This window comes from Lentibacillus salicampi (assembly GCF_004565465.1).
Lineage (GTDB): Bacteria > Bacillota > Bacilli > Bacillales > Amphibacillaceae > Lentibacillus > Lentibacillus salicampi.
This window is the reverse complement of the sequence record NZ_SRHY01000015.1, coordinates 36,321-62,080: the sequence shown is the minus strand read 5'-3', so window position 1 is coordinate 62,080 and position 25,760 is coordinate 36,321. Positions and strand designations below refer to the sequence as shown.

21 protein-coding genes, 1 rRNA gene, 1 riboswitch and 1 other annotated feature are annotated in these 25,760 nt (G+C 44.9%); of the genes, 7 read left to right on the top strand and 15 right to left on the bottom strand.

Annotated features, from left to right (window positions below; translation table 11 throughout):
• Positions 1-369 (bottom strand): 16S ribosomal RNA (locus E4U82_RS10505); the annotation flags it as partial.
• A gap of 518 nt (positions 370-887) precedes the next feature.
• The gene (locus E4U82_RS10500; protein ID WP_135110150.1) at positions 888-1,193 is read right to left on the bottom strand and encodes a rhodanese-like domain-containing protein; all 306 of its coding nucleotides are present in this window, start codon (positions 1,191-1,193) and stop codon (positions 888-890) included.
• Positions 1,194-1,304: 111 nt separating this feature from the next.
• On the opposite strand from E4U82_RS10500, the gene E4U82_RS10495 reads away from it, so the two are divergent.
• On the top strand, positions 1,305-2,048 hold the full coding sequence (locus tag E4U82_RS10495; protein ID WP_135110149.1) for a hypothetical protein: 744 nt from the start codon (positions 1,305-1,307) through the stop codon (positions 2,046-2,048).
• A 253-nt stretch (positions 2,049-2,301) separates the two neighbouring features.
• On the opposite strand, the gene leuS is transcribed toward E4U82_RS10495, so the two are convergent.
• Positions 2,302-4,716, bottom strand: a complete 2,415-nt coding sequence (gene leuS, locus E4U82_RS10490) for a leucine--tRNA ligase (RefSeq protein WP_135110148.1) — start codon at positions 4,714-4,716, stop codon at positions 2,302-2,304.
• Positions 4,717-4,786: 70 nt separating this feature from the next.
• Positions 4,787-5,001 (bottom strand) — a binding site (T-box leader).
• A 126-nt stretch (positions 5,002-5,127) separates the two neighbouring features.
• Between leuS and mnmM the strand changes: the two genes are divergently transcribed.
• Positions 5,128-5,697 carry a tRNA 5-(aminomethyl)-2-thiouridylate-methyltransferase MnmM gene (gene mnmM, locus E4U82_RS10485; protein WP_135110155.1) on the top strand — a complete coding sequence of 190 codons (570 nt, stop codon included), beginning with the start codon at positions 5,128-5,130 and terminating at the stop codon, positions 5,695-5,697.
• Positions 5,698-5,720: 23 nt separating this feature from the next.
• Here mnmM and E4U82_RS10480 read toward each other — a convergent pair whose 3' ends face one another.
• Complete coding sequence (locus E4U82_RS10480) at positions 5,721-6,791, bottom strand: tetraprenyl-beta-curcumene synthase family protein (RefSeq protein WP_280688773.1); 1,071 nt, start codon at positions 6,789-6,791, stop codon at positions 5,721-5,723.
• Between the two features lie 82 nt (positions 6,792-6,873).
• Between E4U82_RS10480 and E4U82_RS10475 the strand changes: the two genes are divergently transcribed.
• The gene (locus E4U82_RS10475) at positions 6,874-7,383 is read left to right on the top strand and encodes a gamma carbonic anhydrase (protein WP_135110147.1); all 510 of its coding nucleotides are present in this window, start codon (positions 6,874-6,876) and stop codon (positions 7,381-7,383) included.
• A 296-nt stretch (positions 7,384-7,679) separates the two neighbouring features.
• On the opposite strand, the gene asnB is transcribed toward E4U82_RS10475, so the two are convergent.
• Both asnB and metK read right to left on the bottom strand, forming a co-directional pair.
• Positions 7,680-9,581: an asparagine synthase (glutamine-hydrolyzing) gene (gene asnB, locus E4U82_RS10470; RefSeq protein ID WP_135110146.1), complete on the bottom strand. Its 1,902-nt coding sequence runs from the start codon at positions 9,579-9,581 to the stop codon at positions 7,680-7,682.
• A gap of 316 nt (positions 9,582-9,897) precedes the next feature.
• Positions 9,898-11,103, bottom strand: coding sequence for a methionine adenosyltransferase (gene metK, locus E4U82_RS10465; RefSeq protein WP_135110145.1), 1,206 nt, complete (start codon positions 11,101-11,103; stop codon positions 9,898-9,900).
• Positions 11,104-11,311: 208 nt separating this feature from the next.
• Positions 11,312-11,419: riboswitch (SAM riboswitch) on the bottom strand.
• Positions 11,420-11,622: 203 nt separating this feature from the next.
• Here metK and pckA point away from each other — a divergent pair.
• The 4 genes from pckA (at position 11,623) to E4U82_RS10445 (ending at position 16,074) form a co-directional block, all read left to right on the top strand.
• Complete coding sequence (pckA, locus tag E4U82_RS10460) at positions 11,623-13,212, top strand: phosphoenolpyruvate carboxykinase (ATP) (protein WP_135110144.1); 1,590 nt, start codon at positions 11,623-11,625, stop codon at positions 13,210-13,212.
• Positions 13,213-13,463: 251 nt separating this feature from the next.
• Entirely contained in the window at positions 13,464-14,456 is a 993-nt protein-coding gene (locus E4U82_RS10455; RefSeq protein WP_135110143.1) for an ABC transporter substrate-binding protein, read from the top strand.
• A gap of 12 nt (positions 14,457-14,468) precedes the next feature.
• Positions 14,469-15,278 (top strand): ABC transporter ATP-binding protein, encoded by an 810-nt coding sequence (locus E4U82_RS10450; protein ID WP_135110142.1) that lies wholly within the window; start codon positions 14,469-14,471, stop codon positions 15,276-15,278.
• Complete coding sequence (locus tag E4U82_RS10445; protein ID WP_135110141.1) at positions 15,268-16,074, top strand: ABC transporter permease; 807 nt, start codon at positions 15,268-15,270, stop codon at positions 16,072-16,074. Before E4U82_RS10450 ends, E4U82_RS10445 begins: the two co-directional genes overlap by 11 nt.
• A gap of 403 nt (positions 16,075-16,477) precedes the next feature.
• Here E4U82_RS10445 and ytkD read toward each other — a convergent pair whose 3' ends face one another.
• The 9 genes from ytkD to E4U82_RS10400 all read right to left on the bottom strand — a co-directional run bounded on the left by ytkD (position 16,478) and on the right by E4U82_RS10400 (position 25,613).
• Entirely contained in the window at positions 16,478-16,957 is a 480-nt protein-coding gene (gene ytkD, locus E4U82_RS10440) for an RNA deprotection pyrophosphohydrolase (protein WP_135110140.1), read from the bottom strand.
• A 30-nt stretch (positions 16,958-16,987) separates the two neighbouring features.
• Entirely contained in the window at positions 16,988-17,572 is a 585-nt protein-coding gene (locus E4U82_RS10435) for a hypothetical protein (RefSeq protein ID WP_135110139.1), read from the bottom strand.
• A 116-nt stretch (positions 17,573-17,688) separates the two neighbouring features.
• The gene (locus E4U82_RS10430) at positions 17,689-18,006 is read right to left on the bottom strand and encodes a hydrolase (RefSeq protein ID WP_342447731.1); all 318 of its coding nucleotides are present in this window, start codon (positions 18,004-18,006) and stop codon (positions 17,689-17,691) included.
• A gap of 309 nt (positions 18,007-18,315) precedes the next feature.
• Positions 18,316-19,146 carry an ABC transporter ATP-binding protein gene (locus tag E4U82_RS10425; protein WP_135110138.1) on the bottom strand — a complete coding sequence of 277 codons (831 nt, stop codon included), beginning with the start codon at positions 19,144-19,146 and terminating at the stop codon, positions 18,316-18,318.
• 103 nt (positions 19,147-19,249) lie between these two features.
• Positions 19,250-20,704 carry an o-succinylbenzoate--CoA ligase gene (locus tag E4U82_RS10420; protein ID WP_135110137.1) on the bottom strand — a complete coding sequence of 485 codons (1,455 nt, stop codon included), beginning with the start codon at positions 20,702-20,704 and terminating at the stop codon, positions 19,250-19,252.
• A 118-nt stretch (positions 20,705-20,822) separates the two neighbouring features.
• Positions 20,823-21,641, bottom strand: coding sequence for a 1,4-dihydroxy-2-naphthoyl-CoA synthase (gene menB, locus E4U82_RS10415; protein ID WP_135110136.1), 819 nt, complete (start codon positions 21,639-21,641; stop codon positions 20,823-20,825).
• A gap of 23 nt (positions 21,642-21,664) precedes the next feature.
• Complete coding sequence (gene menH / locus E4U82_RS10410) at positions 21,665-22,480, bottom strand: 2-succinyl-6-hydroxy-2,4-cyclohexadiene-1-carboxylate synthase (protein WP_135110135.1); 816 nt, start codon at positions 22,478-22,480, stop codon at positions 21,665-21,667.
• Positions 22,481-22,484: 4 nt separating this feature from the next.
• Complete coding sequence (menD, locus tag E4U82_RS10405; protein ID WP_135110134.1) at positions 22,485-24,224, bottom strand: 2-succinyl-5-enolpyruvyl-6-hydroxy-3-cyclohexene-1-carboxylic-acid synthase; 1,740 nt, start codon at positions 24,222-24,224, stop codon at positions 22,485-22,487.
• A gap of 3 nt (positions 24,225-24,227) precedes the next feature.
• Positions 24,228-25,613, bottom strand: a complete 1,386-nt coding sequence (locus E4U82_RS10400) for an isochorismate synthase (RefSeq protein ID WP_135110133.1) — start codon at positions 25,611-25,613, stop codon at positions 24,228-24,230.
• Positions 25,614-25,760 lie beyond the last annotated feature (147 nt).

The window sequence follows — 25,760 nt, the reverse complement described above, 5'->3', positions numbered from 1 at the left end:
GTAGGAGTCTGGGCCGTGTCTCAGTCCCAGTGTGGCCGATCACCCTCTCAGGTCGGCTACGCATCGTGGCCTTGGTGAGCTCTTACCTCACCAACTAACTAATGCGCCGCGGGCCCATCTGTGAGTGACAGCATAAATGCCGCCTTTCAACTCCCAGCCATGCAGCCAGAAGTGTTATCCGGTATTAGCTCGCGTTTCCACGAGTTATCCCAGTCTTACAGGTAGGTTGCCCACGTGTTACTCACCCGTCCGCCGCTCGTTCCACAGGCGCACGCCCCGAAGGGCGACCCGCTGCTTCCCGCGCTCGACTTGCATGTATTAGGCACGCCGCCAGCGTTCGTCCTGAGCCAAGATCAAACTCTCCAATAAAGTATGGAGGTCAAAAAGTCCGGTAAAAATGACACATCGCATTTCATCGTTGGCTTGCTTTTCCGTTTCTCGTGTATTAAAGATATACACTCCGATACTCCAAGCTGCGCCGCCTCGAACTGCTCGGTCCTTTTTACTCTCCTTTTTGACTTGTGATTCAGGAGATTGACACCGATCAATCTCTTTCATGGCTTAGCTAAAAATTGATTCAGGGTTTCATTGGTCTTCCATCAAAATCAAATTTTGACTTCCGACCTCTTACCTCTGACATCTGTTTGTCATACTGGTTGTTTTGTTCAGTTTTCAAGGAGCAATTTCAATGTCGCCTCTCGAAAGAGACTTAATTAATATACCATCTTCCAACAGCAAAGTCAACAACTTTTTTTATCCTCAAAAGTCAGTTGTTTGCGGCTGTTTTCAACAGCAAGATCTATAATACTACCGCAGATTAAAAAAGTCAACGGTAAATCCGAATAAAATTATATTAACGATGGTAAATCATTACTCGAATCGGAATGCTAGGCCATCACTTCCCCATCCCAGTCCTTCATGCCGCCTTCCATATTGGAAACTTTAAATCCATGTTCATCCATAAAAGAAGCTGCCATCATACTTCGGTTGCCGGACCGGCAGACAAAAACGTAATGCTTATCTTTCTCCAATTCGTTTACAGAATGCGGAAGTTTATCAAGTGGAATATGCCTGGCACCTTCAATCATTCCTTGCGCTACTTCTTCATTTTCGCGAACATCCACGATAATCGTATCATTGTCTTCCTTTATCTCTTTCACTTCGTCAGGTGTTACTTTATGAATAGGATCCACATGCCTTGCTCCCTTCATCAGTATTTTACCTCTTCATCATAACGCTTGAAATGCATAGTATGCAACTGCCTGACACAAAATAGAACAACCAACACTTGAGGTGACTGTTATATGCGCTATTTACTCTTGATTAGCCTGTTTACATTTTCTTTACCTTTAAACACTGCTGCGGAGGAAAACAACGTGCCATCGCCACAGCATCTTTCAACGTATAATAAAGATGTGACAGACGACTCCACAGAAGAAACGATAAAAATGAAAGGGAAATTCCTTGCACCTGACTCAGATTATTATGCTGAACTATGGGCATCTGTCTCAAATCACGAGGAGAAGAAATGGAAAATTCCATACGAGGGGGGTTACGACCCTAAGATGCAATTCTTTGACCTGAATCATGATGGTGTAAATGATCTATTTTTCCAAAGTGCAGCCGGTGGAAGCGGTAATTCACACCATTATCATTTACATACGTTGAAAAATAACCAGTTGGAAGAAATTCCACTTCCAAAACAGGAATTCATAAAAACTGACTTCAAAAATGATTTTAAAGTGGCGATACAAATTGATCACGAACAGGAACCAACTATCGTCGATGTTAAGGATCGGTCTTCGGAATACGTACAATTAGGCATCTATGATGAAAATGGACAATTACTTGATAACACGTCACCAATGATTGCACCAATTGCTTTTTTCCAACCTGTTGAAATCAGTGAAGGTAAAGGATACGGGCTGAAGAGCCATCAGCAAATCAGTGGTGCGTACCAAGCAGACAAATTAGGAACTGTGGAAACATTATGGTATTACGAAAAGGGTCAATGGATTATCCTAAAAACAGAATGGGTCCCGTCATAATAAAGGAAGCCTTCATTCAGTACGTATCCTCTTTTTCACTCATGTTACGTAAGAAAAGCGCGGTCTTTGTACAAAGGTTAAAACCACGCTTCCCTGAACCAACGCCTATGTGACCTGTATCATGCATGCAGGCCCGAAACAGAATCAGTCATTGAGTGGCAGCTCGCCCGTATTGCCTGGTTCAACTACCAGTTACAGGCAGTATAAACAAAGGGATCCCGGCATATTTAAGGCTGAGATCCCTTCTTTACATTCAATTTGCTACGATATTCACCAACTTTCCGGGAACCACGATCACTTTGCGAACCGTTTTCCCTTTTATCAGCTCCTGAATGCGTTCATTTTCCATTGCCTTCTGTTCAAGTTCCTCTTTTGAAATGTCTTTAGCCACATGGATTTTCGTACGGACCTTACCCATGATTTGGATAACAATTTCAACCTCATCTTCCACCAGTTTGGATTCGTCATATTCCGGCCACTTCTCATAAGTGATCGTATCTTCATGCCCCAATAGTTCCCACATTTCTTCCGATAAGTGCGGTGCAACAGGTGAAAGCATTTTGACAAAGCCATCAATATACGCCTTGGGGATTTTATCTGCCTTATAACTTTCATTAATGAACACCATTAACTGCGAAATGCCTGTGTTGAAGTGCAGGTGTTCGAAATCCCCGGTCACCTTTTTCACAGTTTCATGATAAACTTTTTCAAGCGGCGTCGCCTCACTTGTGTCGACAATCTTTTCAGAGACAACTCCCTGTTCGTTGACCACCAAGCGCCATACCCGGTCCAGAAAGCGACGGGAGCCATCCAGCCCTTTAGTGGACCAAGCAACAGCGGCATCAAGCGGCCCCATGAACATTTCGTAAAGACGCAGTGTATCTGCCCCGTGTGATGATACAATATCGTCTGGGTTGACTACATTCCCTTTGGATTTACTCATTTTTTCATTGCCTTCCCCAAGAATCATACCTTGGTTAAACAGCTTCATAAATGGTTCTTTTGTTGGCACGACACCGACGTCATATAAGAATTTATGCCAGAACCGTGCGTATAACAAATGAAGGACGGCATGCTCGGCACCACCGATATAAATGTCAATCGGCAACCATTCTTTAAGCGCTTTTGGGTCTGCCAGCTGGTCCGGGTTGTTTGGATCAATAAACCGTAAAAAATACCAGCAGCTGCCGGCCCATTGCGGCATCGTATTCGTTTCCCGGCGCCCCTTCATGCCCGTTTTCGGATCAGTTACATGAACCCAGTCACTGTTGGCAAGCGGAGATTCACCTGTACCGGATGGTTTGACTTCATCCAGTTCAGGTAATTCAAGCGGCAGGTTTTCTTCCGGTACAGCAGTCATTGAACCATCTTCCCAATGGATAATCGGGATGGGTTCGCCCCAATAACGCTGTCTGGAGAAAAGCCAGTCACGGAGACGATAAGTCACTTTTCCGGTTCCTTTCCCTGTATCCTCAAGCCATTCGATCATTTGGCCGATTGCTTCATCTTTCATCAGGCCATTCAAAAAATCGGAATTGACATGCGCACCATCCTCAGTAAAGGCTTCCCTGTCAACATTCCCACCAGCTACGACTTCTTTAATAGGCAGGTCAAATGTTTGTGCGAATGCATAGTCACGTTCATCATGGGCTGGGACGGCCATGATCGCGCCGCTGCCATAGCCCATCAGGACGTAATCGGCAATCCAGATCGGCATTTTTTCTTGATTAGCCGGATTAATGGCATAAGCTCCTGTAAATGCTCCGGTTTTTTCTTTAGCCAAATCTGTGCGTTCAAGATCTGATTTTGTTTCAATTTTTTTCCTATATGCGTTAACTGCATCCCGCTGTTCCGATGTTACGATTTTCTCAACTAATGGGTGTTCTGGCGCAAACACTGCATACGTAGCACCAAACAATGTATCAGGACGAGTTGTGAAGGCCGTGAATTGTTCATCATATCCATCAATGTTAAATGTAATTTCAGCGCCTTCAGAACGTCCGATCCAATTGCGCTGCATGTCCTTAATGCTTTCCGGCCAGTCCAGTTCCTCCAAATCATCCAAAAGACGATCTGCATAGTCCGTGATTTTCAGCATCCATTGTTTCATCGGTTTCCGGACAACCGGATGACCACCCCGCTCACTTTTGCCGTCAATTACTTCTTCGTTGGCAAGTACGGTACCAAGCGCCGGGCACCAGTTAACCGGGACTTCATCCATATAAGCAAGGCCTTTTTCGTAAAGTTTCGTAAAAATCCACTGTGTCCATTTATAATAGTTGGGATCAGTCGTATTGATTTCACGATTCCAGTCATATGAAAAACCAAGCTCTTTAATTTGCCGTTTAAAAGTTGCAATATTGTGTTCGGTAAATTCAGCCGGGCTGTTGCCGGTATCAATCGCATATTGTTCCGCTGGCAGACCAAAAGCATCCCAGCCCATCGGATGAAGCACCTCATAGCCTTGCATGCGTTTCATACGGGAAAAAATATCTGTCGCTGTGTAGCCTTCAGGATGCCCGACATGCAAGCCGGCTCCTGATGGATACGGGAACATATCCAGTGCGTACACTTTTTCCTTATCTGAAAAGGTATTGGTTTTAAATGTTTGATGTTCAGCCCAATAATCCTGCCATTTTTTTTCGATTTCCTGATGGTTAAAACTCATGTGCCTTCCTCCTGTTATTCATTTTTAACAACTCGTGCATCGTTCTATAGAAAAAACTTCCCATCCCAAACGAAGGGACGAGAAGTTTATCTCCCGCGGTACCACCCAAATTAACGCATTACTCGCGCTCACTTGTTTCCTTAACGCGGAGTTGACGGCAAAGATTACTGCTATTCATCTTCGCAACTTAAAGGTGAGTTCACAAACTCTCAGGGACAGTTTTCACCAGCCACTGTCTCGCTTGACCTGTGGGAGTTTCTTACTGATCCTTTTCATCGTCGTTCATTCCTGTATAGTTTGAAGTTTAACCAAGACGTTGGATTTTGTCAAGATATGACAAAGCCAGTTCTTCCCAATCGTTTGCCTTTCATGCTAAAATATGAACAATGGGAAAGCGAGGTTCGCACAAATATGTTAAAAGGAATCATTAACTATTCACATCATTTAATGGAAGAGGCCGTCATTCAGGGGGACACGGTCATTGACGCGACATGCGGAAACGGTCACGATACTGTTTTCCTCAGCCGGCTTGTCGGTGATGAAGGCCATGTGTTTGGCTTTGATATTCAGGATCAGGCGATTGCCAATACCCAAGAACGCCTGAGGCAAAACGGCCTGACGAATACGAGGATTATAAAAGACAGCCACAGCAATTTCATCCATCATATACCAGTTGATCAATTGACCAGGCTGGGTGGTGCAATTTTCAACCTTGGCTTTCTACCTGGCAGTGATAAGTCGATCATTACCCAAAGTGAGACAACAATATTGGCAATTGAAGGCATCCTGTCACATATGAAGCAAAATGGTATGATCGTACTCGTCGTCTATCATGGACATGAAGGCGGAGATCTGGAACGTGAGCAGCTTATGCGCTATGTCCACCTGCTTGATCAAAAGCTATATCACGTCCTCTACTATGGCTTTATCAATCAAAAAAATGATCCCCCGTTCATACTGGCTATCCAAAAGAGAAATTAAAACATGGGAAGCCCGGGCACAGTTCATGCCCGGGCTTTTGTCATGCGGTGATACAGTTTTGTATTCCAGTGAAAAAACCGTGCCTTATACCCGCTTACCCGCAGTAAATCACTGGTTATGTCCAACCCGTTTTCAAGACTTTTCACTTTTGGATCTCCTAAGTACAGCCCGACCAGTCCATGGTGAACCATCTCATGAAACGTGTGGTCAGGCAGATGCTGCACATGACTGTCGGCCTGTCTGATAAAATAAATCAGCCGCTTTTTCATGCGATTCTGGTTGTCGTAATAATGACAGAAGTTCAAATCACCCTCACGTCTGTCTTCGTCCTGATCAATATAATAATCCAACAATATATGTAAACCCTGCATAAATGGAAAATAGCTTTCAGTGATCGTCTCCGCGAATCCTACCGTCATTTTTCTACCCAGTCCATACGAGACAAGGCAGAAAATCCCCAGCGTCGATCCGGCAGCCGCCGAAAATTCATACCAGTACAGCGGCGAATCAACTGTATGGTCATGATACCAGTTCACAAGCCTTGGTACCCGCTCTTCCAGCCTGACATGTTTATGCACCTGCAAGTCACTATAAAGCTGTTCCAGTTCCAGCAAATGGCAGTGGATCACGTGATACGAGTCCAAGTGCCGCATTGTTTTCTGACACGTCCGCACCAGATCGGCTAAATATTCACCATCCCGCTGTTCCGCACGTAATGCATAATAATGCTTAATCGGGTTTTTCTCCGTCAGAGCATCAGCCATCGCCTCATGCAGCAATCGAAAATCATCCGGATCCATTGATGTGCTCCGATCGCACAGGTTATCCAAATAGTCACTGATGGTCTGATAAGCCACAATAAAACGGATCGCCTCGTGCCATCTGTAACCGGCAAGTAAAGCATAAACAGCCCCACCCAGACAATGGAATCGCTTTGAGTCGATACTTGCTAGTGCCTGTCTGCGCAGTTCTTCATCAGGGATTTCGCGAGCCCGTGTCTCCCAAAATTTCAATTCTGCATTGACGGCCGGGAAAATTTTGCGGTAAACAGCCGCCATTAATGTCAGTGGTGTCTTTGGTATGCTGTAACTCAACACCCATTCCTCCGATCATTCGATTCGAGTCCGAAACATTTGCTATACTATTTATATCACCACATTTTAGAGGGGGATTCAAATGATTCAGCCATACAAACATAAACAACCCGACATTCATCAATCGGTTTTCATCGCACATGATGCCGATGTTATAGGTGATGTGACCATCGACGAACAGTCAAGCATCTGGTTCAAATCCGTCATCCGCGGGGATGTGGCGCCGACACGAATCGGAAAGGGCGTCAATATTCAGGATTTGTCTTTGGTTCATCAGAGCCCGGATATGCCTGTTACAATAGACGATTATGTAACTGTCGGCCATCAGGTAACACTGCATGCCTGTATGATCCGCAAACACGCCCTGATCGGTATGGGCTCAATCATTCTGGATGGGGCCGAAATCGGCGAGTATGCTTTTGTGGGCGCCGGAAGCCTTGTACCACCCGGCAAAAAAATCCCGCCGCACACGCTTGCACTCGGAAGACCTGCGAAAGTTGTCCGGGACTTGACTAAAGCCGATTATCAGGAAATGGAACGCGTCTATAACACATACATTGAAAAAGGTAAGTACTACAAGAGAAACCTTTAATCAGCGAGCGGAGGGAATCTACGAAGATTCCTGTGGGAAAAGGCATAGGTGAGCCCCCAGCAAAGAGCGATACTTCCCACGGGTATGCTTCGAGTTGCGAGGAGTACCGCTTCACAGAAATCACTTGCAATACGACAAGAAACCCATTAGCGCGAGGTGGCTCACCAGCCGCCCACGGAAAGTAGTATATATCGAGAGCGGCTTATATACACCAGCTTACATATGGTTTTCACCAATATAAACATTGCTCAGCCTCTTCATAAATATGTTAAGACGTGAGGATTTAAAACACGCACTTATACAATATGTTCAGCCGCCAGATCAGACCGGTTCAATTCATCAATATCAAATTTCTTTTCCACAAAAATCTGATGCCAGAGCATAAATACGAGAACTGTCCATAGTTTACGGCTGTAATCTCCTTTTCCCTTACAATGCGCTTCAAGCAAGTCAAGAACATACGACTTATACAACAAATAATCGGTCTCACTTTCATGAATCAGCTGTTTTGCCCAACCGTTCAACTCATTCTTTAACCAATGACGAATCGGCACCGGGAATCCCAATTTTCTCCGATCAAGCACGTGATCCGGTATGATCCCGCGGGAAGCTTCTCGTAAAATGCGTTTCGTCGTACCATCAGCAATTTTCAAATCAACTGGTATTTCACTGGCCACGCGGAACACTTCTTTATCCAAAAAGGGCACACGTACCTCAAGTGAGTTTGCCATCGTCATTCGATCTGCCTTTAATAAAATGTCACCGCGCAGCCATGTATGAATGTCAACATACTGCATCTGGCTGACTAGCGGATAATGGCTGACATCATCAAACAGATTTCTTGTTATTTGCTGATAGGTCAAGTCTTGCTTCCAATTCTTCAGAAGACCCTGTTTTTCATCGTTCTCAAACATTTTTGCATTCCCGATGTAGCGCTCCTGCAAAGGGGTTGTCCCACGTTCAAGAAAGCTTTTGCCGCGAACACCTTCAGGGATAGCGTCAGCGACCTTTGACAGAAGGCTTTTGGCCGGTCCAGGAATCGACTGGAACATTTTCAAAGACTCTGGTTCATGATAAATGTTGTATCCGCCGAACAACTCATCGGAACCTTCTCCGGACAGTGCAACCGTAACGTGTTTACGTGCTTCACGTGCCAAAAAGTACAATGGCACACACGCCGGATCTGCCAGGGGGTCATCCATATGCCACATAATTTTCGGAAGCTTTTCCACATATTCCTCAGGTGAAATCGTATAGGCGATGTTGTCAACCCCCAGTTTATCAGCGGTTTCTTTAGCAACATCCACTTCCGAATAGCCTTCACGCTCAAACCCGACTGAAAATGTCTTAATATTCGGGTTGTATTCTTTGGCCATGGCTACAATAATGGTCGAATCAATCCCTCCAGATAAAAAGGAACCCACCGGTACATCACTGCGCATGTGCATCTTCACCGAATCGTACATCACGTCCTGAATGCGCCTGACCCAATTACTTTTATCCATCAGCACTGGAGCGAACGTTGCATGCCAATAACGATGGAAAGACACAGACTGACCCGGTTTTTTAACAAAATAATGACCTGGCTCAACTTTTTTGATGCCCTCTGTCATGGTCATAGGTTCCGGGACATATTGGAAACTTAAATAATGCTGCAATGCTTCATAATCCACTGCCTCATTTTCCATCATGACTGTCATACTTTTCTTTTCTGAGGCAAACAGGGTCCCCTCTTCCGTTTCACGGTAAAATAACGGCTTAATGCCGAACGGGTCACGAGCTCCATACAATGTTTCGTTTTCTTTATCCCAGACAAGGATGGAAAACATGCCGCGCAAATAGCGAAACGCCTGCTCTTTATGTTTGGCAAAGAGGGCTGCAATCACTTCTGTATCTGATTCGGTTGCAAAATGGAAACCCTGTTCCAGTAAATCATTGCGCAACTCGACATAATTATAGATTTCGCCATTAAAGATTAGCCAAAATTTGTCATCATCATAGCTCAAAGGCTGTTGTCCGCTGTCAATATCAATGATACTCAACCGTCTAAACCCGAACGAAACATAATCATCATGATAATACCCTTCGTCATCAGGCCCTCTATGTGTCACCATATTATTTTGCTTTTTAAAATAATCTTGCTTCTGGTTATTTGGGGTAATGGGATGATTGCGGATCATACCAATAAAACCGCACATGTTGATTCCTCACTTTCTCCTCGTTCTTTTTTACCACAGCTATAAAATTATATCATAAGTGATGCGGACATACGTGAAATGCCGTTAACTTTTTCAGTTTCTCAAAAATAAGTTTTCCTGACAAACAAGCACCCTACTCAAGGATTCATATAATGAACGATTTTACATCGAAAAGGTTTTTAGAAAAACTCGGCATTCGCCTCGTCTTATAGCGAGTGCCGAAGTTTTTCTTATAAGGTCAACCATAATTTATACATTCTGACGTTGCAAAGAAAAAAGATGCGGACACCGCCGCACCTTTTCCTGTTTCCGGGCTTCACGATTCACTTTTCACGAGCGCCTGCAACGTTTCCGTCTTATCGATTTTCTCCCACGGGAATAAAATATCGGTTCGCCCAAAATGGCCGTATGCTGCGGTATTTTTATAGAGTGGCTTTTTCAGATCCAACATCCGGATAATACCAGCCGGACGAAGATCAAATACTTTCCGGACCGCCTTGACCAGTTCTTCTTCACCAACAGTGCCCGTGCCAAACGTATTCACGGAAATCGACACCGGCTCTGCGACACCAATGGCATAAGCAAGCTGTACTTCACACGTTTTAGCCAACTCAGCCGCCACAATATTTTTGGCAACATAGCGTGCTGCATACGCTGCCGAGCGATCAACTTTTGTATAATCTTTTCCGCTGAATGCACCACCGCCGTGACGCGCATAACCGCCATACGTGTCAACGATGATCTTTCTTCCTGTCAATCCTGCGTCACCCTGTGGACCGCCGATCACAAAGCGGCCTGTCGGGTTAATGATATAATTCGTGGTTTCATCCAGCAGACTCACCGGAACAACCGGCCGAATGACATGTTCAATCAGATCTTTCTCAATTTGTTCTGTTGTCATATCCTGATGATGCTGTGTGGAGATAACGACGGTATCAATTCTGACTGGCTGATCATGTTCATCATATTCAACGGTAACTTGGGTTTTCCCATCAGGACGCAAATAATTCAGAATGTTTTCTTTGCGGACATCTGCAAGCCGTTTTGCCAACTTATGCGCCAGCGAAATCGGCAGCGGCATCAGTTCCTCTGTTTCATTGCAGGCAAATCCGAACATCAGCCCTTGGTCACCTGCACCAATGGAGGCGATTTCTTCATCGCTCATTTTTCCTTGCCGTTCTTCCAATGCCGTATCAACGCCGCTGGCAATATCAGGTGACTGTTCATCGATTGCCGTTAGCACAGCACATGTTTCAGCGTCAAAACCGTATTTTGCCCGAGTGTAGCCGATATCTTTAATGGTCTGCCTGACAATCGCCGGAATATCCACATATGTTGTTGTGGTGATCTCCCCCGATACCAGTACCATTCCTGTTGTAACTGTTGTTTCACACGCAACACGGGCATTTGGATCGTTTGCCAGCATTTCATCCAATATCGCATCCGAAATCTGATCACTAATCTTGTCCGGATGCCCTTCTGTCACAGATTCAGATGTGAACAAACGCTTGTTTATAGCCATGTGGCTATGTCCCCCTTACAAATTGGTACGGAACTCTTTTTCAGTATATGATCATGACGAATTTATTCCTTAGAAAAACTCGCATTCACTCGTTTTTCAAGTGAATGAGCAGTTTTCTTACAAGTTCATCCATAACTTATACTTTCTGACGTTATAAAAACAAAAAAACCTTCCCTGCATCATGAGGAAAGGAATCTGAGGCCTTTCGCTCTTATTGTTCAAGGACTGATCCTTGCATCAGATTAGCACCTTTTCACACGTTGTGATGGTTGCCGGGTTTCATCGGGTCTGTCCCTCCACCAACTCTGAATAAGAGAGTATCCGTTCGGAAATAATCGTATCGGAATCTCCGAGCGATGTCAACTGTTTCACCGGATACTGAACATTCACATGAAAATTTCATATAATTAATTACAAAAATAGTATGGACTAATATATCGAATGTGTTATACTAATAATCAAATTAAGTCATGATGATTGTTAAGTTTGATTGAATCCACGAAAAGGCAGGTATCCAAAATGAAAACTGAAGAAGATGCCCTTTTAACGAAAGATTTGTTAACGCATCACAATATACAGACGAACCTTGCAGTACCGAAATTAGCTGAAAAAATCCTTGAACGTAACGAAGGTGTGCTTAGTGCTACCGGTGCAGTATGTGCCACCACTGGGATGTATACGGGCCGCTCACCGAAGGATAAGTTCATTGTACGGGACGACATGTGTGATGAATTGATTGATTGGGGTGACATTAACCGCTCCATCGATGAAGCATCCTTTGACAAACTTTTGAAAAAAGTGACCGCTTATTTGCATGATCAACAGGAGCTGTTCCATTTCAAAGGGTTTGCCGGTGCTGACCCAAGCCACCGCCTGCCAATTGACGTTATTAATGAATATGCGTGGCATAACCTGTTTGCACGTCAGCTGTTCATTACACCGACTGATGAAGAATTGAAGAACCATGAAACGGGATTCACGGTCATTTCTGCCCCGACATACAAAGCGGATCCCGCAGTTGACGGAACGAATTCCGAAACGTTTATCTTAATTTCATTTAAAAAGCGGATTGTGCTGATCGGCGGAACCGAATATGCCGGTGAAATCAAAAAGTCGATCTTTTCCGTCATGAACTATCTTCTCCCGCAAAACGATATCTTGTCAATGCACTGTTCGGCCAACGTCGGCCAGGAAGGTGATGTAGCGTTATTCTTCGGGCTGTCCGGAACCGGTAAAACAACCCTGTCCGCCGATCCATACCGGCGGCTGATCGGTGATGATGAACATGGCTGGAGCCCAAATGGTATCTTTAATATTGAAGGCGGGTGCTATGCCAAGTGTATCAATCTGTCGCAAAAAAAAGAACCACAAATTTACAACGCGATCCGGTTTGGCTCCGTTCTGGAAAACGTCATCCTTGACAAGGACTCCCGTGAACCCGACTATGACGACACATCGCTGACAGAAAACACACGGGCAGCTTACCCGCTGGACAATATTGATAATATTGTGTCACCTAGTGTTGCCGGTCACCCGAACACCATTATTTTCCTGACAGCCGATGCGTCGGGTACGCTGCCACCAATCAGCAGACTCTCCAAAGAACAGGCGATGTATCATTTCCTAAGTGGTTATACGAGCAAACTGGCTGGCACAGAACGAGGCGTGACACAGCCCCAGGCAACGTTTTCCGCTTGTTTCGGTTCGCCGTTCCTGCCGCTGGCGCCATCGAGATACGCTGAAATGCTTGGTGATAAAATCGACCAGTACAGTTCCAGTGTCTTTCTAGTAAATACTGGCTGGACCGGGGGGTCATATGGTGTCGGAAATCGTATGAAGCTTTCGTATACCCGGGCAATGGTACACGCGGCCTTGGAAGGTGAACTGAATAATATCGAAACGGTGACAGACGATATCTTTGGCCTGAATATCCCGCTGCATGTACCGGGGGTACCGGATGAAGTGCTCGTTCCGCGAAATGCCTGGGGCGATCAACAAGCGTACGATACCGAAGCACAAGAGCTTGCGAATAAGTTTCATAACAACTTTAGCAAATTCACACAGGCAAGTGACGCAATCCGAAACGCGGGCCCGGTATACCAAGGTTAGTTAGTTGAAGTACATTCTGCAAAACGTGTTTCCTCATCCCAAAAGGATTTAATATATGAAGGAAAATATCGGCAGCTCTATGCTGGCAACCGGTCTCATGAATGGAGACCGGTTTTTTTGCGGAAGCCTCCCCCCTCCCACCTTCTAGCATCCGACATCACGTTTCTTTATTCATAGGCATTCACACATTTTCTCTGGGCGCATAAACTATGTTGACATAACACCATTCTGATGTGAAAGGGACGAATACTATGAAAAAACGTTTCTGCATTGCTTTATTTTCGAGCCTTCTACTTATCATAACAGCAGCTTGCGGCTCCGGCAGTCAGACGTCCAACATTCAATTGGCCGAAGTGACACGTTCAATCTTTTATGCCCCCCAATACGTTGCGATTGAAAAAGGCTTTTTTGAAGAAGAAGGGCTCGCCATTGAACTTCAGACAACATGGGGCGGCGATAAAACCATGACGTCATTGCTTTCGGACGGTGCAGATATTGCACTTGTCGGATCGGAAACTTCCATTTACGTTCAGGCCCAGGAGTCAAAGGACAAAGCCATTAATTTTGCCCAATTGACGCAGACAGACGGCACATTTCTGGTTGCCAAGGCACCGAAACCTGACTTCAAATGGGAAGATCTCAGAAACAGTACATTTCTTGGACAGCGTGTCGGTGGTATGCCGCAAATGGTCGGAGAGTATGTGCTCAAGCAGCATGATATTGATCCGCATGCCGATTTAAATCTGATTCAAAATGTTGATTTCGCGAATATCCCGGGTGCATTTGCTTCCGGTGACGCCGAATATGTCCAGCTGTTCGAACCGACTGCAAGCACGTTTGAAAAAGAAGGGAAAGGACATATTATCGCTTCGTTTGGAAAGGAATCGGGCCATGTTCCATATACGACTTTTATGGCAAAAGAAAGCTTTATGAACGAAAACAAAGAAACGGTCAAAAGCTTTACGAAAGCGGTCTACAAAGCCCAGCAATGGGTACAGGAACACAGTGCAGAAGAAATCGCTGAAACGATCCAGCCGTATTTTGAAGATACTGAACCGGAAATGCTCGCCGCTTCCATTGACCGCTACAAGAGCCAGGATTCCTTCGCCACAGATCCGATTCTTGGTAAAAAAGAGTGGAATAACCTGAAAGACATTATGGATGAAGCCGGGGAATTACCGGAAGATGTTCCGTATGATGAACTTATCAACACAAAGATAGCTGAGGAAGTCATTGGAAACTAAGGAGGAGAACGTATGTCATTTCTTACCTTAGATCATGTATCACATCATTATTTCTCCAAAAAAAATTTCACAAAGGCACTCGACGATATTACGTTTTCGATTAAGGAAGGTGAATTTGTTGCACTTCTGGGCCCAAGCGGGTGCGGAAAATCAACGATACTCTCCATCATTGCAGGTATTATCGAACACACCGCCGGAGAAATCTATGTGAATGATCAGCCATTGCAACAGGCTGAACTAGATATCGGATATATGCTGCAGCAGGATTATTTATTCCCGTGGAAATCGATTATCGATAACGTATTGATTGGACCCAAAATCAGTCATGACCAGTCAGAAGAAACAAAGAAAAATGCAGTGGATCTGCTGAATCAGGTCGGATTATCCGGCATTACTGAAGACTATCCGGACTCCCTATCCGGCGGGATGCGGCAGCGGGTTGCACTCGTTAGAACCTTAATCACCAATCCCAAAATTTTGTTGCTTGATGAACCTTTTTCAGCCCTCGACTATCAAACCAGATTAAAACTGGAGGATCTTGTCTGGGAGCTACTTGGTTTATACAGTAAAACATCGATTCTCGTGACACACGATATTGGTGAAGCCATTGCGATGAGTGACCGCATTTTGCTGATGGATGCCAATCCGGGTTCGATTGCCAAAACGTTTGAAGTGCCTGTGGAGCTTCGTAATGAAAAGCCGTTTCTCGTACGACGGCATCCAAAATATCAAATTCTGTTTGATAAAATATGGGAAAAACTTAACAAAAATGAAGCGAATTCGCTGCAACATGAGGTGGTGGAATCCCCAAATGAAACATGAATCCGATCATCAATTGTTTGAAAATTATCAGCGTAACCTAAAGCGCGAGAAAAAATTCGTTCTTGTCCTGCAGCTGATTATACTCGTTTCGTTTTTCGGATTCTGGGAATTAGCCAGCAGCATGTACTGGATTGATCCGCTCATATTCAGTTCCCCTTCTGAAATTTACAGCGTCCTGTTAGACAAATTTTCAGATGGGTCAATGCTTACTCATCTGCAGGTGACGCTGTTTGAAACAGTTTTGGGATTTCTGATCGGGACCATTCTTGGCATTATCATGGCAACTGTCTTATGGTCATCCGAGCGGTTATCCAACATTATGGATCCCTATTTGGTTGTCATGAATGCCATGCCTAAAGTTGCATTGGGGCCGATTATCATCGTAGCCATAGGTCCCGGCTATTTATCGATAATTACCATGGGAGCCATCATTTCCGTCGTGATTACGACATTAGTGGTCTATTCGGCGTTCAGGGAAGTCGACCCAAACTATGTGAAAGTATTGAAAAGTTTCAAGGCATCACGCGGCCAAATTTTTAAGGAAGCTGTGTTTCCGGCCACTATTCCAGCTATGATTTCGACGCTTAAAGTGAATGTCGGACTGTCATGGGTAGGTGTCGTCGTCGGGGAATTTCTCGTTTCCAACGAAGGACTGGGTTATCTGATCGTTTATGGCTTCCAAGTATTCGACTTTTCACTTGTCATGTCAAGCCTAATCCTCATCTCTATTTTTGCTGCCGTGATGTATAAAATCATTGAGCGCATCGAAACATTTTTGATTAAGCATACCAAATAAGTCTTATTCAAAGGAAAGGATCAGATGGGATCATAAAGGATGCAGTTCCGGGAAAGAAAATGCTAATATCAAGGATAAAACACCTGGCTGGCATCCTTTTCATCTGTAAAATAACAATCAAAAATAGCAAACAAAAATGCTCAGACATAGGTACCCCCCTGAAAGTTAGAGGAAACACCTGGCTTTTGGGGATAATCACCGTCATCTGAGCGTTTTTGAAATATTATTATTTTGTATGTTATTCCACAATTGCGCCCGCTGTTGGAAGAATACTTATGTAAACATAAAGGCTTCTATATTTAGACTATTTTACCAAAAAAGAGATACTAAACCATCTGTGATTTGCATCCCTAAATAATACATTATTACTACTCCCTCTCCCAAAACGGAACCTCCTGGACTATTACCGGTTCCTTTTCCTTTGTTTACCGATAAATTTCATGCAGTGCTTTAATACGTCATCTTTCATAATAAAGCTATATTGCATATTTCGTTTAACATTCGTTGGAATTTTGGCAAGCTGAACAGGGCCTTCTGTTTCATAATAGCTCCCCTGTAGGGTCAGCTCCCTAATTTCCGCAAAATAAACATTCTTAATGATTGTGGCACCTTTACCAGCGACAATGTATTGGCCAACATATCGGATAGATTCAACTATACCGCCAGTCTCTTCCTTCACTTCCCGAATTGCTGCCTCTTTTGCGGTTTCATTTTCCTCAACCTTGCCGCCCGGAAACTCCAGACCGCGCTCCTTATGTTTCGTCAAAAGCCACTTACCGTTATGACGACATATAACCCACACGTGTTTCGGGTCCCGGGAGAAAGGATGGTCATCAAATGATAGTGTTACGTCATTACGATAATAATCTGTAAATCGATACATGTTTTCAACTGCTTTCATCATTCGTTCAATTTAATTGTGATCAATACTGGTTATCGTCCATTGATTATCTTCCCACGTGAATTCAAATGTTACGGTGTATGTTCCGTACAGGTCGGTCTGATTCGTCTGGACAACTTCCACCGTATTGTCATCTTTTTTTATCTTATCATAGTCATGTTGTTCTTGAAACCATGGCGGCGTTTCCGTTGGTTTGATATATAGTCCGTCAGATTGTTCATCAAAATAATACTGGACATACTTGGAAGCCACTTCTTTTGCCGCAATTTTTTCAAATTCGCCTAGCAGATCACTTTTCGTATCATAATGGATCACTTTATTCCGATTATCCGTTTCTTGTAAAAGATTGTCCATAAATTGATCAGTCATGGAGGTAATTTGTTCATGGGAAAGGTCGTGTTGAACGTTATCTTTCACCGATTCTGGTGTCTCCTTTACCCCATTTGACCATGCTACTTCGGACAGTTGATGACTTTGGGATGATGTATTGGTTGAGTACACTTGTTGTGCACTTGATGGCATAATAATGGATACGGATAGTACGATGGCCATTCCTAAAACGAAGCTTGTATACCTGAACCCCTTATGATTGATCACCGTTTAGCCCTCCCTCTATAATGTATAAGCCTATTTATGGTATATTATTCCTCTTTTTAGTGTCTGGCTAAACATCAAAACAGGAATAAGCGTTTTTTTCTTATTCCTGTTTTTCATCACATTCGGCTATCTGTTAAAATACCTATGTCATCAATGTGTTTTTTGGTTTCTTTATCCCCGAGTTCATAAATCATTTGAAACGCTTCTGTTACACCAACATCGTAATCGTCATTCGGTTTATCATTGTGGTATGGCATGATCGGTACATGAGATCGGAAAAAAGACCGCATATCAGAATCATGCATCCCATCCAGTTTACCTCTCAATGTTCGAATCTCGTCATCAGTGGCAAAAATAATCAGTGCGTCATTATTGTCGTATTTGATTTGCGAAATCTCCTGGCTTCCTAAATTGACATAATATTTATTTTTCATGATCCAGCACCTCCCGTTATTAACGTGCCTCAAACAGGAAGACTTTATGATACATTAATTGCATATTCTGCGCCCGATGCAGGTAGTACAGGTAGGTAAGAAAAGCGCAGGGAACCTTATTCACCCCTGAAAAGCTTAAGCAAGAATTTGTAGTGGTGGGTTTTGCCACGTAAAATGATTGCTTAGAACCTCGAGGGGGTAGACGCTGGAACTGCACATGGCCATTGCTGACAAAGAGCTTCATATAGCCGAAAATTTTATTAAAAAAACCCGTCAGTCCGTTCAGACCAGCGGGGTGCGTTATCTTATTCAATTAGCGGCTGACTGTTGAAGCCCGGCCTTTTCAGCCAATATACAGCGTCCTCTTCCATGCGGAATACACATCGGCGTGCCGAACATCGGATCAAAAGTCACATCACACTTCATTTGAAAGACGTCATGCACTAAGTTGCACGTGACAATTTCTTCCGGTCTTCCCTGTGCAAAAACATCCTTATCTTTGATAGCAACAATATGATGAGCATAACGACAGGCAAGATTTAAGTCATGCAGCACCATGACAACTGTCCGTCCGTCTTTTTCATTCAGATCGAACAAAAGATCAAGAACATCAATCTGGTGTGTCATATCCAGATATGTCGTCGGTTCATCCAGCAAAATAGTGTCCGTTTCCTGGGCAAGGGTCATCGCAATCCAAGCACGCTGCCGTTGGCCACCTGATAATGAATCAACCGGACGATCTTTGAAGGCCAGCATGTTCGTCGCTTCAAGTGCATGGTGGACAGCATTTTCATCTTCCTTTGACCATTGCTTCATAAAGCCGCGATAAGGGTGTCTCCCCTGTTTCACCAATTCCATAACACTCAGACCATCAGGTGTCGCTGGACCCTGCGGCAAAATAGAAAGTTGTTTGGCCACATCTTTCGTGCCCATCTTCGCAATGTTTTCCCCATCAAGCACAACATCACCGCCTTTGGGTTTTAACAAGCGTGCCAGTGAACGAAGCAACGTGGATTTTCCACAGCCATTGCTGCCGATAAAGACGGTGATTTCTCCTTTAGGAATGGTTATGTTTAAGTCATCGATTATGATGTCGTCACCATATCCGAGTGTCAAATCCTTCGCTGATAACATCTGCATCGGAATCTCTCCCTATGTCGTACATAATCTTTCCCTAATGTATATTCAAGTCCATTATCAACTTAATCTTCTACCTACAGTTTATTTGGTTTTAGCCTGTAAGTCAATGACTTTGAAAATCATTATCAATAAGATAATTTTGTAACTTGATTCTTACAAGTTTATTAGAGGCATTCCGTGGTAATTCATCCACAAAATAAATTTCTTTTGGTATTTTATAGCCAGCAAGATGGTTTCCGGCAAACGCTGAAATGTCATCCGCTGAAACAGCCGGATCATCGGCCACTACAAAAGCAACTGGAATTTCGCCCCACTTCTCATCCGCTTTTCCAACAACACCAATTTCACGAATCCCATCAAGCATAGTCAGGGCCTTTTCAATTTCCGTCGGGTATATATTTTCACCGCCGGAAATAATTAAATCTTTTCGCCGGTCAACAACGTATAAAAATCCTTCCTGGTCTATATAGCCCAAATCACCCGTTGCCAGCCAGCCGTCCTGAATGGCCTTCTGGGTTGCCTTATCGTTATTGAAATAGCCGTTTGTGACCATCGGACCCTTGACTAAAATTTCCCCAACTTCACCGGGAAATGCGTTAATCTTCAATCGGGCAGGAAACAGTGGTTTACCGGATGAGCCGATTTTTGCCAGTGCTTTGCCTGGGCTGAGGGTTACGATTTGTGAAGATGTTTCCGTCATACCGTATGATTGAAAAACAGGCAACTGACGGGCTTTCGCCTCCTCAAGCAATGCTTCCGGTGCAGGACCGCCACCAAGCAGCAAGCACCTAAGCGTATCGGGATACCGGTCATCACCCAACTGATTGATGAGATCTTTGAGCATCACCGTAACGACAGAAGCAATGGTAACACCTTTGTACATAAGCGCTTCATGAAATAGATTTTTATCATATGTCTCCAGCATGTAAACCGGGATACCGTAGATGACACTTCGCAATAGAATCGATAAGCCGCTGACATGAAACATGGGAACGGCACCCAGCCACTTATCCTGTTTATTGAGACCGAGATTCAACATTGATCCAACAGCACTCCACCAGTGGTTACCGTATGTATGGACGACACCTTTTGGAAAACCGGTCGTACCTGAAGTGTAAATAATCGTAAATCCTGCGTCCAGATTTATTTCCGTACATAGCTCACCCTGTTGTTCATGAACATTCCGGACTTCAGTAAAAGTCGCTATTGCTGCAACCAGCTCCTCGCCGTTATTCTGCGCGAGAACTAGTTCAACTTCTGCATCGTTGAGCTGGTAGTTCAGTTCCTGTTTCGTTAACCGAGTATTCAGCATCACTGCCACCGCTTCAAGATAAGTTAACGCATGGATGGCAACCACCATATCGATGTGGTTGCCGGACAGTATTCCAACCTTTGATCCTTTTTGAACACCCAGTCCCCTTAGTTTTCGGGCAAAGGATTGACTCTTTTCTTTTAATTCCAGAAATGTATATGTTGTTCCGTCCGTAAGCTCTATTGCGGTTTGATCAGGGGCCAGATCAGCCTGTTTTGTCAGCCAGTGGGGAATCATTTCAGCCATATTGACTACCTGCTTTCATAATAATGATAGAATTTTATAGGCACAGCGGTCATTAACCTGTTAATGAAAAGCCTTTGCTGGCGAGCAGCAAAGGCTTTTTTCAAAGTAACGTTGCCAATTACGGAAAGCGCGGGAATTGCTTGAAATCCGGTTTCCGTTTTTCTTTAAACGCATCGCGGCCTTCTTTTGCTTCGTCCGTTGTATAATAAAGCAATGTCGCATCGCCGCCCATTTGCTGCAGTCCGGCCAGCCCGTCTGTATCTGCGTTGAACGAGGCTTTCAGGAAACGGAGGGCAGTCGGCGATTTTTGCAGCATTTCTTCACACCACTGCAATGTTTCCTCTTCCAGTTTTTCCAGCGGTACAACGGTATTCACCAGTCCCATTTCAAATGCTTCATTGGCATTATACTGGCGGCATAAGTACCAGATTTCCCGGGCACGTTTATGACCAACCATCCGCGCCAGCAAGCCGGCACCATAACCTGCATCAAAACTGCCTACTTTCGGACCGGTCTGTCCGAAGACGGCATTATCAGCCGCAATGGTCAGGTCACAAACGACATGCAGCACATGACCGCCGCCGATTGCATAGCCGGAAACCATGGCAACAACAGGCTTCGGAATCGTCCGCATCAGTCTCTGGAGGTCCAGAACATTTAAGCGTGGCACCTGGTCTTCACCAACATATCCGCCATGCCCTCTAACGGTTTGATCGCCACCAGAACAGAATGCCTTGTCCCCTGCACCTGCTAATATAATGACTCCAATTGACGAGTCGTCCCGCGCATCCGCAAACGCATCAATCATTTCATTGACGGTCAGCGGTGTAAACGCATTGTGCTTTTCCGGACGATTCATAGTCACTTTGGCAATACCATTATACTTTTCGTAAATAATTTCCCTGTACTTTTTCGCTTCTTCCCATTGTACTGTCATCGTTATCCTCCTTTAATTCATGGCTATGTACGGCCAGTTTCGACAGATTTTAGAAATCCACTTACGATTTTACCAAAAATCGCTGGCTGTTCCACGTGAATTGCATGACCGGCATGTTGAACAACGGTAAGTTCAGCGGATGGCATACGTTTTGCCATCGATTGATTCATATTAATAAATTTTTGATCGTATGCGCCGGCCAGCAGCAAAACCGGAAGAGTCAGATTTGGAAGCTCTTCCTGCCACGAAGGCTGTGATCCTGTCCCCATCAACCGGAGTGACCGGGCGAGCCCTTCTGCTGATTGAGACAGGCGCTCTTGACGAATGCCTTTCCTTATGACTGCCGGCAATTGTTTTTGGGACTGAAAAAGCGGGATATTCTCCCAATAATCGACGAACGCTTTGATTCCGCCTGTTTCAATCCGCTGCGCCAACTTCTCATCATGCTGACGGCGTTTTTGCCGCGCTTCTGCATCAGCCAATCCCGGCGAGGCGCTTTCCAATGTCAGGGACTTTACTCGTTCAGGAAAAACAAGTGTAAATGACAGAGCGGCGCGCCCGCCCATCGAATAGCCAATCAGGTGGACTTTTTTCCATTGTAGGACCTCCAGCAAACCGGCTAAATCTCGGCAAAAATCGTCCATGGTTCTGTTCGGACCTTGCTTTGTCCTTCCGTGGCCAGGCATATCAATGGTAAGTGTCTGAAAATCCTCCAGCCAGCCGGAAACCATGTCTGACCATGTGCCACCCGTGCCGGTGAAGCCATGCAAGAGGACAACCGGCTCTCCTTCACCATTCAGTTCATACCAGTAATCAGTGTCATTTATCGTCAAATACACGTTATCATTCCTTGTCCGATCGAAGTGCGTCTTCAATCTGCTGCCATTTGTCACGGTGCCATTCCAAGTTTGCAGTACGGTCTGTTTTCACTTCAATAATAGACAGGCCGTGATCGTGATAACTTTCGTCCAACGCCTGTTTCAATGCAGCTTCACCTAAAGGCTGTCGATAGGTTCCCCCGTAAAGGTCAGCCACTTGCTCGAACGCAATGTCCAACGGTGTGCCGAATAACGCTTCAAAATGGGCTTCATGGCCGGCTTGCGGTAAAAATGAAAAAATACCGCCACCATTGTTGTTGACCACAAGAATCGTAATATTCAGCCCGTGATGTTTGGCCGCCAGAAGCCCGTTCATGTCATGGAAAAAGGACAAATCACCAAGCAGAAGCGTGACAGCTCCACTCGCAGCTGCTGCTCCCATTCCGCTTGAAACCATACCGTCAATACCATTGGCCCCGCGGTTTGCCAGCACCTCCACCGACTTAGGAGTGGACATAAAAAATGTGTCCAAATCCCGTACGGCCATACTGTTCCCGACATAGATACTACTTTTATCCGGAATCACATCCAAGAGACAGCGGACAGCCTCCCCTTCCGTGACAGCATCCGTATTATCAGGTTCCAATAAATGGCCTTTGGCGGTCTGATTCATTTGCTGCCAGGTTTGCAGCCAGTCCGCATCAAATGCCTCGTCCGTCATCGATGCCAAATCCCTGCACAACCATGTGGCATCGGCATAAATCATTTCTGTCTTGTTACCAGCAGGCTCGCGGTACCCGGCTGCATTTTCCACTACAAACTGTGGGATGTCACCATGCTCCTTCACATAGAAAAGATATGGTTTAGAAACCGGCATAGCCCCAAAGCGAATGATAAAATCAGGCTGAAGCTGTTTCCGGATGGATTCACTTCTTAAGATTGTATCATAGCTTTCAATCACCACATCTTTAGAATGCCCGCCTGCCCTTATTTGTGATAACGGATCAGCCAGAATCGGTACCTGCCAGGCTGCAGCCAACTCGGTCACAGCAGCAGCAAACGCTCGATCAGTTTGCGGTCCGCAGACAATTAGCCCTCTTTGAAAAGACTGCCATGTGCTCTTGAGCGTTTCCAACTGTTCCTGACGTAGTCTTCGCTTCCCGTCAACGTTAGCGTAAAAAGGTTTTTCGCCTCGTGCACCCCACACATTTTCCAGTGAAAAGTCGGGAATTAATGGCTCGCGGAATGGAAAATTCAAATGAACGGGGCCTGGGTTGTTTTCTTTTGCCGTATTAACCGCCCGCGATGCTTTACCCCGCGCATAAGTGAGCATGCTTCCTTCCACTTGCGGCAGCGCCATGTCATGGAACCATTTGGCATAATCACCGTATAGCCTGATTTGGTCGATTGCCTGCGGTGCGCCGGTATCACGCAATTCGTGTGGTCGATCAGCAGTCAAAACAACCAATGGCACCCGACTGTAAAAGGCTTCAATCATCGCCGGATAATAATTGGCAGCAGCGGTTCCTGATGAACAAACAAGGGCGACGGCATGCTGCTTCTTTTTGGCCATTCCCAATGCAAAAAAAGCAGCCGAACGTTCATCAATCACCACCCAATGCTCCAACTCAGGGTGCTCAGCTATCGTCATAGCCAGGGGTGTAGAGCGGGACCCGGGTGAAATAACAACATCGGTCAGTCCGTTTGCCGCAAGCTCATCAACAAAATTTGCCGTATAACGCGTTAATTCTTCAGTATGGTTCATCGTTCAACCTCCCAGTACAGACAACATGGGCAGAAATTTAATTTTCGTTTCTTCATATTCGGCCTCCGGGTCTGAGTCGCGTACAATCCCACATCCTGCAAATAATGATGCCTGATCTCCCTGAATAAGTCCGGAGCGGATCGCCACCGCAAATTCGCCATTGGAATTACTGTCAAGCCAGCCGACAGGTGCCCCATACCAGCCGCGGTCCAGCCGTTCATGATCCCGGATAAATGCAAGTGATTTTTCCCGCGGAACACCCCCGAGCGCTGGTGTCGGGTGCAGCTTTCCAACAATGTCAAAAATACTGTAGCCTTCTTTCAATCTCGCTGTTACAGGTGTATACAAATGCTGCAAATTCTTCAACGGATATAGAACCGGCTTATCCGGCACGTCAACGGCGAGGCAATAGTTTTCCATAGACTGTCTAATCATCCGGACAACAAAATCATGTTCACTTCTGTTTTTTTCATCCTGAAGCAATGTATTGCCGATCCGGTCATCCTCTTTGTTCGTTTCCCCACGCGGTGCTGTTCCGGCCAAGCAAGTGGACAAAACGACATCTTTTTCCTGTTTGACTAACCTTTCCGGTGACGAGCCGACAAAGCAATCACCATCACGCTCAAAAGCAAACACATAACTGTTCGTTTGTGTTTCAATTAAATTATTTAAGATCGGGGTTATGGCAGCGTTGTCCCGCAGTTTCACCTGTAACTCCCTGGCAAGAACAATTTTATCTGCATCGTCCTGTTTAATATAATCGGTGGCACGTTTGACCGTCTCTTTCCACTCCTCAGGCGCAACATCCGCTGTTGATTCAACACCGTTTTCCCCGTGAATGTAACCTGAATGGTCGAACAACCTATTTTCCATCCATTTGACCCGTTTGGCCAGTTGTTCCGGATGATCGTCTTCTGTCACCTGGATATTAAACGTTACATAACAAGTATCTCTTTCCTTCGTTAACATCAATGCCGGGATAAGGAATGACTGATGGCTGAATTTTTTCCATCTTTCTGATTTTCGGATGGTCGGATCAAACGACATACCGCCAATCGTGAGCAATCCTGTACCAGGCGTCCCATATGGGTTATGAATGATTGATTCATCCACCAGTTTCCGCCAATTCCTCTCTATTTGTTCGATACTATCTGCTCCGTCTGCTAAATCATAGGCACTGCCGACACCGACAATATAAAACGCTTCAGCAGTACTCGACCAGAATGTCCGGTTCATCGGTAACTGTTCAGCCGCTTCAAAGAAAAGAAGCGGATTAAAATCATCTATCTTTTTGGTCATGCTTAATAATGGTGTTGTATGATTATATTTCGCCTCATTTACGGCTTGATCAAGCAACGTGTGAAGTGTTGTTTCCTTTACTTCTATCATCTATATAAACCTCCGAAACATTCTACCATTTCAATGTAACACATCTATTTTATTCTTTTTTGTCATGTTCCTCAAGAAAATCCACCTAAACCTGCTCATTGGATGACTTTTCCCGATTGACACCCTCCGGGGAATTGCCTAAACTTA